Source organism: Pseudomonas sp. UBA5568 (genome assembly GCF_002425525.1).
Classification (GTDB): domain Bacteria; phylum Pseudomonadota; class Gammaproteobacteria; order Pseudomonadales; family Pseudomonadaceae; genus Aquipseudomonas; species Aquipseudomonas fulva.
The window spans coordinates 167,504-176,183 of sequence record NZ_DIMK01000040.1; the positions used below are offsets into that span (position 1 = coordinate 167,504).

6 protein-coding genes and 1 pseudogene are annotated in these 8,680 nt (G+C 62.8%); 3 read left to right on the top strand and 4 right to left on the bottom strand.

From position 1 onward, the window contains the following. The first annotated feature begins 461 nt into the window (after window positions 1–461). Window positions 462–1,100: a TetR family transcriptional regulator gene (locus B2S33_RS13145; RefSeq protein ID WP_027916162.1), complete on the top strand. Its 639-nt coding sequence runs from the start codon at window positions 462–464 to the stop codon at window positions 1,098–1,100. A 2-nt stretch (window positions 1,101–1,102) separates the two neighbouring features. Here B2S33_RS13145 and B2S33_RS13150 read toward each other — a convergent pair whose 3' ends face one another. The 4 genes from B2S33_RS13150 to B2S33_RS13165 form a co-directional block, all read right to left on the bottom strand. Then, complete coding sequence (locus B2S33_RS13150) at window positions 1,103–4,666, bottom strand: molybdopterin cofactor-binding domain-containing protein (RefSeq protein ID WP_288649876.1); 3,564 nt, start codon at window positions 4,664–4,666, stop codon at window positions 1,103–1,105. Further along, a complete protein-coding gene (locus B2S33_RS13155) occupies window positions 4,663–5,136 on the bottom strand; it encodes a (2Fe-2S)-binding protein (protein ID WP_288649878.1) in 474 nt (157 codons plus the stop codon). Before B2S33_RS13155 ends, B2S33_RS13150 begins: the two co-directional genes overlap by 4 nt. Window positions 5,137–5,331: 195 nt before the next feature. Beyond that, the gene (locus tag B2S33_RS13160) at window positions 5,332–5,808 is read right to left on the bottom strand and encodes a MarR family winged helix-turn-helix transcriptional regulator (RefSeq protein ID WP_028686519.1); all 477 of its coding nucleotides are present in this window, start codon (window positions 5,806–5,808) and stop codon (window positions 5,332–5,334) included. 69 nt (window positions 5,809–5,877) lie between these two features. Continuing rightward, the gene (locus B2S33_RS13165) at window positions 5,878–6,930 is read right to left on the bottom strand and encodes a 2,5-dihydroxypyridine 5,6-dioxygenase (protein WP_028686518.1); all 1,053 of its coding nucleotides are present in this window, start codon (window positions 6,928–6,930) and stop codon (window positions 5,878–5,880) included. A 326-nt stretch (window positions 6,931–7,256) separates the two neighbouring features. Between B2S33_RS13165 and nicC the strand changes: the two genes are divergently transcribed. Continuing rightward, complete coding sequence (gene nicC, locus B2S33_RS13170; RefSeq protein ID WP_027916157.1) at window positions 7,257–8,405, top strand: 6-hydroxynicotinate 3-monooxygenase; 1,149 nt, start codon at window positions 7,257–7,259, stop codon at window positions 8,403–8,405. Then, a pseudogene (nicD, locus tag B2S33_RS13175) lies at window positions 8,402–8,680 on the top strand (N-formylmaleamate deformylase); the annotation flags it as partial. The gene nicC and the pseudogene nicD, both read left to right, overlap by 4 nt.

An 8,680-nucleotide genomic window follows, 5' to 3' on the forward strand; every position in this document is an offset into this window, starting at 1 on the left:
AAAGTGGAAGGGCACTTGAGTCTGGACTGCCAGAAAAATGCCGCGAAGTGAAGGACAGTCGTAAGTGATGATTTTGCTCATATCCTAAGTATGCAGTCGGATGCATACTTGCCCGGGACTGAGGGATGATCGGGAGGCCCCGGAATTGCGGGGGTTGCCGGGTTTGGCGTATGTGGATTTGTCAGGTATACGTTTTTCGTAGTAAGAGGGGTACCTTGGATAAGGGTTCGAATCTCTACGCTTCCGCCACTACTCTCTACAAAAAAGCCCTGACAATTCAGGGCTTTTTTGTGTCCGAACGATTTCCGCCTTTTGCCCAAGCCCTGCTCATGTCCGTCATTGCCAATCGCAGTACTTGAGTCACACCTCCCTCGCTCGCACCGATCCTCTCGCCCAAAGGCTACGCAATACCCATCTAATATGGCAGTGTGACTCCCCTCGTCACCTCCACAGGGACCTCCATGCAAACGCGCAAAACCGGTATCCGTGCCCAACAGGCCGACCGCACCCGGGACAACATCCTCAAGGCTGCCGTACAGGTCTTCAGCAGGGAAGGCTTCGCCGGTGGGCGCGTCGAGCAGATTTCCAGCCTGGCGAAATCCAACGACCGAATGATCTACTACTACTTCGGCAACAAGGAAAAGCTGTTCATCAGTGTGCTGGAGCACATCTATGCCAGCTTCAACCAGGCCGAAGCCGGGCTGCAGCTGGACTTGGCCAACCCTGAACAGGCGGTGCGTGCGCTGGTGGCATTCATTTGGGATTATTACGTGCAACACCCCGAATTCGTCACCCTGCTGGCCACTGAGAACCTTCACCAAGGCGAGCATGCGCGCAAGTCGCAAAACCTCAAGGCCTTGTCGGGCGAAGCGGTTGGCGTGCTGCGGCCGATCATCGACGCGGGCCAGGCGAAAGGCCTGTTTCGCGACGACATCGACATCACCCACGCCTACCTGATGATTGCTTCGCTCTGCTATTTCTATAACTCCAACCGCCATACGCTCAGTTCGTTCTTGGCCGTGGACCTGGCAGACCCCAAGGCCAAGGCCGACTGGTTGGCGTTCATCAGTGACCTTGTCCTGCGCGGTCTGCGCCGCTGACCTCAATGGCTGCCTGGGTTGGCGCGAACCTGCGCGGCCGTGGCGGCGAGCCCTTGCCAGGCGGGCTTGTCACCTGCAAAACGCTGGCGCAGGTACGCCGCAAGATCGGCTACCTGTCGGTCCGACAAGCTGTCCTTGAAGCCTGGCATGTAGCCCAGGTCACGGGTGGCGGGGGTAGGAATGCCATGCAGTATCACCCGCAGCAGATTGTCTGGCAGGTCGCTGTGAACGTTGCTGTTCACCGCCATCGACGGGCTGACGCCGAACAGTTTCGGCCCCAGTCCATCGCTGTGGCAGGCCATGCAGGCGCCTTTGAACACGCGTTCGCCATTGCTCAATGAAACGTGTGTTTCAGCCGGCGGCGGTGCCTTGGTCGCCTGCGACTGAGGTTCGCCATCGAGTGAGCCGAGGTAATGGGCGATGGCACGCACGTCGCTTTCCGGCAGCGTCGCCAGCTCGCTGACCACCGGGCCCATGGGGCCGGCCGCCACACCGTGTTTGTCAGAAAATCCGGTACTCAGGTAGTTGAACAACTCGTCTTCGGTCCACGGGGTGGATGATTTACCCAACGCATTGAGGGCCGGTGCTTCCCAGCCATCGACCATCCCGCCGGCCAGGTAGCTGCTGCCAGCTTTCTCGGCGCCCATCAGGTTGCGCGGCGAATGGCACGCCGTGCAGTGACCGAGACCGTCGACAAGGTAGGCGCCGCGGTTCCACTGATCGCTGCGCTGCGGGTCGGCCTGATATTCACCGCGCTGCAGAAACAGGGCGTTCCAGCCAGCCATCAGCGGTCGCTGGTTGAACGGGAAGCGCATCTGGTTAGCGGGCGCTTGCTGGCGTACCGGGGTCTGCGACATCAGGTAGGCATACAGCGCTTGCATGTCGGCGTCGTTGATGACGCGGAACGAGGTGTAGGGAAACGCGGGGTACAGGTGACGGCCGTCACGGCTGATGCCTTCGCGCATGGCCCGTTCGAAGGCGGCGAATGACCAGCGGCCAATGCCGGTTTCCGGATCGGGCGTGATGTTGGTGGTGTGGAGCGTGCCGAAGGGCGTGTGCATGGCCAACCCGCCGGCATTGACCTTGCCGCCGCTGACGGTATGGCACACGGCGCAGTCGCCGGCCGCTGCCACCTGGCGCCCGCGTTCGAGCATCGCGGCGCTCCAGCTGCCAGCACCGGGCGGCGTAACCGGTGCGATTTCACTGCGCCAGGGCAGGGCGGTGGCAAGCATGCCCAAGGCTGCGCCCAACACCCCAGCCAGACCGCCGAACCACCACTTTGAGCGTTTGCTTGCAGGCTGCGCCGGGGCCGAGGGCCCAGGCCCCTGGTCATTGGCGCCAAGGGCGGCGCGCACCCGTTCGGCCGTGATCGGCAGCTCGCGAAAGCGGATGCCGGTGGCATCGAAGATGGCGTTGGCAATGGCAGCGGCGCTGGGTACCGAAGCGGATTCGCCGCTGCCCATCGGTGCTTCGTGCTGACGCGGCAGCATCATCACGTCGATGGCAGGCAGCTCGGGGAAGGTCAGGATCGGGTAGCCGCCCCATTCCTTGCTGGCCACGGTCGACGCTTCGAAGCTGACTTGCTCCTTGAGTACGCGGCTGGTGGACTGAATGACATTGCCGTGGATCTGGTGGCGCACGCCTTCGGGGTTGACCATCATCCCGGCGTCATGCCCGATCACCACGCGGGTGACGGCGACTTCACCGGTACGCCGGTCAACGGCCACGTCAGCCACCCACGCCGCCCATGCGGCGCCAAAGCCTGGGAATTTACTGTGGATGTAGCGCGCATAGGCAAAGCCGCGCCCGCGCAGTACGTCACCTTCGCCCTGGCTCTGCATGGGCTGGGTATGCGGCTGCCAGTCGGCGCGGGCGGCGGTGGCCTTGACCAGGTCGATGGCACGCGGGTCGGACAAGTGCTTGAGCCGATATTCCACCGGATCGACACCCGCTGCGAACGCCAGCTCATCGATGTACGATTCGTGGGCAAAGCTGTTGGGCATGGCCGACACACCGCGCATCCACGAAGCGCGCACCAACGGCGTCATGTCGTTGATGGTCACGCGCATGTGTTCGTAGTCATACGGTGGAATCGACGTGCGGTCGCCCATTTCGAACAAGGCCGGTACCGGCTCCACCGCGCCAGTGAGCAGCAGGGCCAGGGTCGGCGCGCCGTTGGACGGATAGCTGGTCTGGAAGTCATAGGCAGCCACGCTGCCATCTTCGTTCAGGCCGCCGTCGATCTCCATCAATTGTGCAGTGCCTTTGGGTTCCCAGGCGTGTTCCTGCTCGCGGGTCAGCTGTACCCGCACGGGGCGTAGCACAGCACGCGACAGCAGCACGGCGTCGGCGCAGACATCGTCGGCGCAGTTACGGCCGTAGCAACCGGCAGCCTCCATGCGGATGATTTCGATGCGCTCCTCGCCGCAGGCCAGCAGCCAGGCCAGATCAGCGCGCAGCAGGTGTGGGTTTTGGGTGCCAGACCACACGCGGATCTGCCCAGGCGCGTAGTCGGCCAGCGCGCATGATGGGCCAATCGAAGCATGCAGCTGATACGGCCATAGATAGGTACGGCTCAGGCGCTGACTGGCATTGGCAAGGCCTGCATCGACATCGCCCTGGTCCAGCACCGTGCGCTGGACCCTCGGGTTGTCGCGGATGGCCTGGGCCACATCGCTCAGGTCGGGCAGCTTGCCGGTAAAGGGCTTCCAGCTGATTTTCAGGTCTTGCGCGGCACGAATGGCCTGCTCCTCGCGCTCGGCAACCACGCCGACGAAATCGCGGATCACGACCACGGCCACGACGCCGGGTACGTGGGCGATGGATGACTCATCGACGGCCAGCAGGCTGTTGCCAACGAAGTCGCCGCTGTCATGGCCAGCATAGGGCGGACGGATCACTCGCCCGTGCAGCATGTCGGGCAGGCGCATGTCGTGAACGTAGGTCAGTTCACCCGTGGCCTTGCCGGGAATGTCCACGCGGGCAGTGCTGCGCCCGACCAAGGTGTAGTCTTCGATGGGCTTGAGCGGCGCATCCTCGGCAATGTGCAGTTGCTGGTTTTCCCCTTTTACCAGTTCGGCATAACTCAGTGCAGTGCCGTCGTCGGTGAGGACCGTGCCTTCTTCGATGCGCAGCGACTCGGGCTCGCACCCAAGGCGCAGTGCCGCCCGTTGCAGCAAATGACGGCGCGCAGTCGCCGCAGCCTTGCGCAACGGCACGGCTGAAATCTGCAGGGTGGCGCTGGCGATGGTCGCGCCTTGGTTGGGCGCCCGCTCGGTGTCGCCCAGCACCATGTGCACCTGGTCCATGCGCAGGTTCAACTCTTCGGCGACGATCTGCGCCAGCGAGGTGCGGATACCGGTACCCAGGTCAACGTGACCATTGAAGGCATAGACCCTGCCGTCGTCACAGACGGCGATGAACAGCGCCAGTTCGCGCTCCCGGGGCTCGGGCGTCACACCCTTGGCCACCGGACCGGAAGGCGGTGTGATCTGATCGACGATCAGCAGCACCCCAGTCTTGGCCAGCAGTTGGTCACGGCTGGGCACCTGTTGCGAGTGGTTCATGCTTTTCTCCGGGTGTCGGCGGCGCGGCGCACGGCGCGCAGGATTTCGACGTGAGTGCCGCAGCGGCACAGGTTGCCGGACAGTTCGTTGCGAATCTGTTCGTCGCTCGGCTGAGGGATTCGATCGAGCAGGGCCGTGGCGGTCATGATCATGCCGTTCATGCAATAGCCGCATTGGGCTGCCTGCTCGTCGATGAACGCCTGCTGCACAGGGTGCGGCGCACGCTTGCAGCCCAGCCCTTCAAGGGTGGTGATCTCCCGGCCGACGGCTCCGGCCAGGGGGATGATGCAGGAGCGGGCGGCCATGCCGTCGATGATCACCGTACATGCCCCGCACTCACCCAGGCCGCAGCCGTACTTGGGGCCGTTCAGGCACAGGTCGTTGCGCAGGATCAGCAGCAAGGGCGTTTCAGGCAGGGCGTCGACTTCGAACGACTGGCCGTTGACCCGCACGGAGAGGGTTGTTTGCATGGTGGGCTCATCTCTGGAGGTGACTTGCGCTACCGAAGCACCCACAGGGTGCGTGCATTTCGGTAAGTACTCACTACATGAAATGAGCGAGCAAGAAGCAGGCCAGGCATTCGGATGAGCAGGGCATGAAAAATGAGCTCACCGAATCGGTGGCTCAGGCAGGGCGCGCGAAGGGGTGTCCGGCAGTGGTGTGGCTCAGGCCGCGCCGTCGTCGCTGTCGATCATCTTGCGCAGCAGGTACAAGATGGCGACGCGCTCAGCGGCATTGAGGCTGCCCATGCTCAGTTCACTGATCTGCCGGGCGCAGGGAATCATCGCATCGAGCAAGGCCGCGCCGCTGTCGGTGAGCGTGACGATCACCTTTCGCCGGTCTCCCGGGTCTGGCGAGAGCTGCACCAGTTCACGTGCTTTCAGACGCTCGACGATCCCGCGGATGGTCGCCTGGTCCACGGCCGTTGCCTTGATCAACTCGGCCTGAGAGCTGGGGCCATGATCGCGCAGGGCGCACAGGGTGACGAATTGAATGGAGGTCAACTGTGGGTCGCAAGCCTGCTGCTGGAAGATCGCCGTGTGCCGCTGGTAAGCCTTGCGCAGCAAGTGACCCACCTGTTCGGTAACGTCGTAGGGGGCGGTGTCGTGTGGGGCGCTGCTGGGGGGAGTCGTGTTCGGCATGAGAGGCTTTGGGCTGGTGGAAAGGAGCTGGCCGGCCGCCAATAGCGGAGCGCCCGGCCAGTATAACCGTTATCGCGCCAGCGATTGCTGGGGCGCGACCACGTCCCCGGCCATGACCACGGCCTGATCGTCCAGGTAGATATCGCAGTTGCGCAGCGGGATGTCTAGGTGGCAAGGGGTCTTGCGCTTGCCGCCCACTTCGGTATTCGGGCCTGTGGAGAACAGGAAGTTGCCGTAAAACGCGCGGGCATCCATGCACATCCCGTCGTTGCGGTCGTGCAAGCCCATGGCAGTCCACTGGGCGCGCGGTTGCAAGCCCCAGCCGATGTGCGAGATGCCGTAAACCTCAGGGTCGTTGAAGTACTTGAGGTAGTCGCGCAGGTACTCGGCCTCGAAACCGCCATGAATGCCGGTGATGAAGCCCTTTTCGATTTCGAGCGTGATGCGCTCGCGGCAATAGTTCTTGAACGGCAGGATGATGTCGCCTACATCCAGGACCAGCGTGCCCTCGGCGCTGTCCTCGTTTGGCCAGGTGAACAGAAATCCACTGGGCCAGTGGTCCCAGCGCCCCGGCTCGTCGGCGTAGCCGTACTCGGTGACTGCCGGGTACTGGCCGAGCGGGGCATGGAAGTCGCTGCCAGCCTTGGACCGCACATGCATGCTGCGCGCCTGCTTGAGCAGGGTTTCGGCAGCCAGTACCCGGCGCTTGTCGTCCTCGTTGGGCAGCATGCGCGCCAGCACTTCGGCTGGTTCCACCGCCAGCAGAATGCGGGTGCCGGTCTTGAGAATCTGCTCCTGCTCGGGGGAGTGCAGAAGCATCATCGTGTCGACGATCAGGTCGGCGGCTTCTAGTGCGCGCTGCGCCGCCAGATTGCCGGTAAGTGCCGTGTCCCCGCAGTAGGCGGTCATGTCCCGGCCCATGGCGGTCGGGTGATTGAACGCCGGCAGTTCCACGGCGTAGACCTTCGCCCCTAGTCGCTGCGCCGCTTCCATCGCGGCGTTGACCGTGCGCGGATCGGAGTAATGGCTCTTGAGGACGGCCACGCTCTGGGTGTCGTCCACACGGGACAGCTTCAGTACGTGCTCGAACATCTGGGTCAGTTGTGCATTGCTCACCGGCATTGTGGGTTCTCCTGGGTGGCCTCTGGCGGCATCAAGCGGTGCACCATCGCAGTGCTCGACGCTTTATCTTGGCGCACAAAAAACAGTGTGTACGCCATAACCTGAGCGATAAGAGCGCATTCATTCGATCAACGCAAGTGATCTTTGAGACGTTACCAAACAACTCATCGCCCAGTTCTGCGGTAAAAAACGGCCATGTGGCCATTCGATCACCCGTTTGAAAATATTTTAGCAAGGCTATTCCTAAGAGTCATTTAAAGTGTATACGCTGTAAATGACTCGCGGCCATGCCGCTTGCCACACATCAGAACAACAGGAGACTCTCCATGCGGGGAAGCCAAAAAATCGCAATCGTCGGCGCGGGTTTGGGTGGGGCGGCAGCAGCGACGTTGCTGCAGCAGGCCGGCTTCGATGTCGAGGTGTACGAACAGGCCCCGGCGTTCACCCGCCTGGGTGCCGGGATCCACATCGGCCCCAACGTCATGAAGATCTTTCGGCGCATGGGGCTGGAGCAGAAGCTGGAACTCATGGGTTCGCACCCGGACTTCTGGTTCAGCCGCGACGGCCAGAGCGGCGATTACCTCTCGCGCATCCCACTGGGTGAGCATGCTCGCCGCGAATACGGTGCGGCCTACATCACCATCCACCGGGGTGACTTGCATGCGCTGCAGATCGATGCCATCAAGCCGGGTACCGTGCACTTCGGCAAACGCCTGGAAAAGATCATCGATGAGGGTGATCAGGTGCGTCTGGACTTTGCCGATGGCACCCACACGGTCGCCGACATCGTCATAGGGGCCGACGGCATCCACTCCAAGATCCGCGAAGAATTGCTCGGTGCCGAAGCGCCGAACTACAGCGGCTGGGTGGCGCACCGTGCGCTGATCCGTGGGGTAAACCTGGCGCAGCATGCCGACGCATTCGAGCCCTGCGTCAAGTGGTGGTCCGAAGACCGGCACATGATGGTCTACTACACCACGGCCAAGCGCGACGAATACTACTTCGTGACCGGTGTGCCCCACGAGGCGTGGGACTTCCAGGGCGCCTACGTGGACAGCAGCCAGGAAGAAATGCGCGCTGCCTTCGAGGGCTATCACCCCACCGTCCAGAAGCTGATCGACGCCACCGAATCGATCACCAAGTGGCCGCTGCGCAATCGCAACCCGCTGCCGCTGTGGAGCCGTGGGCGTCTGGTGATGCTCGGTGACGCCTGTCATCCGATGAAACCGCACATGGCGCAGGGCGCCTGCATGGCCATCGAGGATGCGGCCATGTTGACGCGCTGCCTGCAGGAGACCGGTCTGTCGGACCACCGCACCGCCTTTGCCCTGTACGAGGCCAACCGTAAAGAGCGAGCCTCCCAGGTGCAGTCGGTATCCAACGCCAACACCTGGCTCTATACGCAGGAGGATCCAGCCTGGGTATACGGCTATGACCTGTACGGTCAGCCGCTCAAGAGCGGGGAGGCCGCATGACTACCTTCGTGACTGGCGGCCATGTGAACGCCAATGGTATCCGCCAGCATTACCTGCGCTATGGCGGTAAGGGGCATGCGCTGATCGTGGTGCCAGGGATCACCAGCCCGGCGATTACCTGGGGGTTCGTCGCCGAGCGCCTTGGCCAGCACTTCGATACTTACGTGCTGGATGTGCGCGGGCGTGGTTTGTCGTCAAGCGGCCCCGATCTGGACTACGCCACCGATGCCTGTGCCGCCGACATTCCCGCCTTTGCCGCCGCGCTGGGGCTGGAC

Coding starts and splice junctions, on each gene's coding strand:
- B2S33_RS13145 (WP_027916162.1), top strand. CDS start 462: ATGCAAACGCGCAAAACCGGTATCCGTGCCCAACAGGCCGACCGCACC.
- B2S33_RS13150 (WP_288649876.1), bottom strand. CDS start 4,666: ATGAACCACTCGCAACAGGTGCCCAGCCGTGACCAACTGCTGGCCAAG.
- B2S33_RS13155 (WP_288649878.1), bottom strand. CDS start 5,136: ATGCAAACAACCCTCTCCGTGCGGGTCAACGGCCAGTCGTTCGAAGTC.
- B2S33_RS13160 (WP_028686519.1), bottom strand. CDS start 5,808: ATGCCGAACACGACTCCCCCCAGCAGCGCCCCACACGACACCGCCCCC.
- B2S33_RS13165 (WP_028686518.1), bottom strand. CDS start 6,930: ATGCCGGTGAGCAATGCACAACTGACCCAGATGTTCGAGCACGTACTG.
- nicC (WP_027916157.1), top strand. CDS start 7,257: ATGCGGGGAAGCCAAAAAATCGCAATCGTCGGCGCGGGTTTGGGTGGG.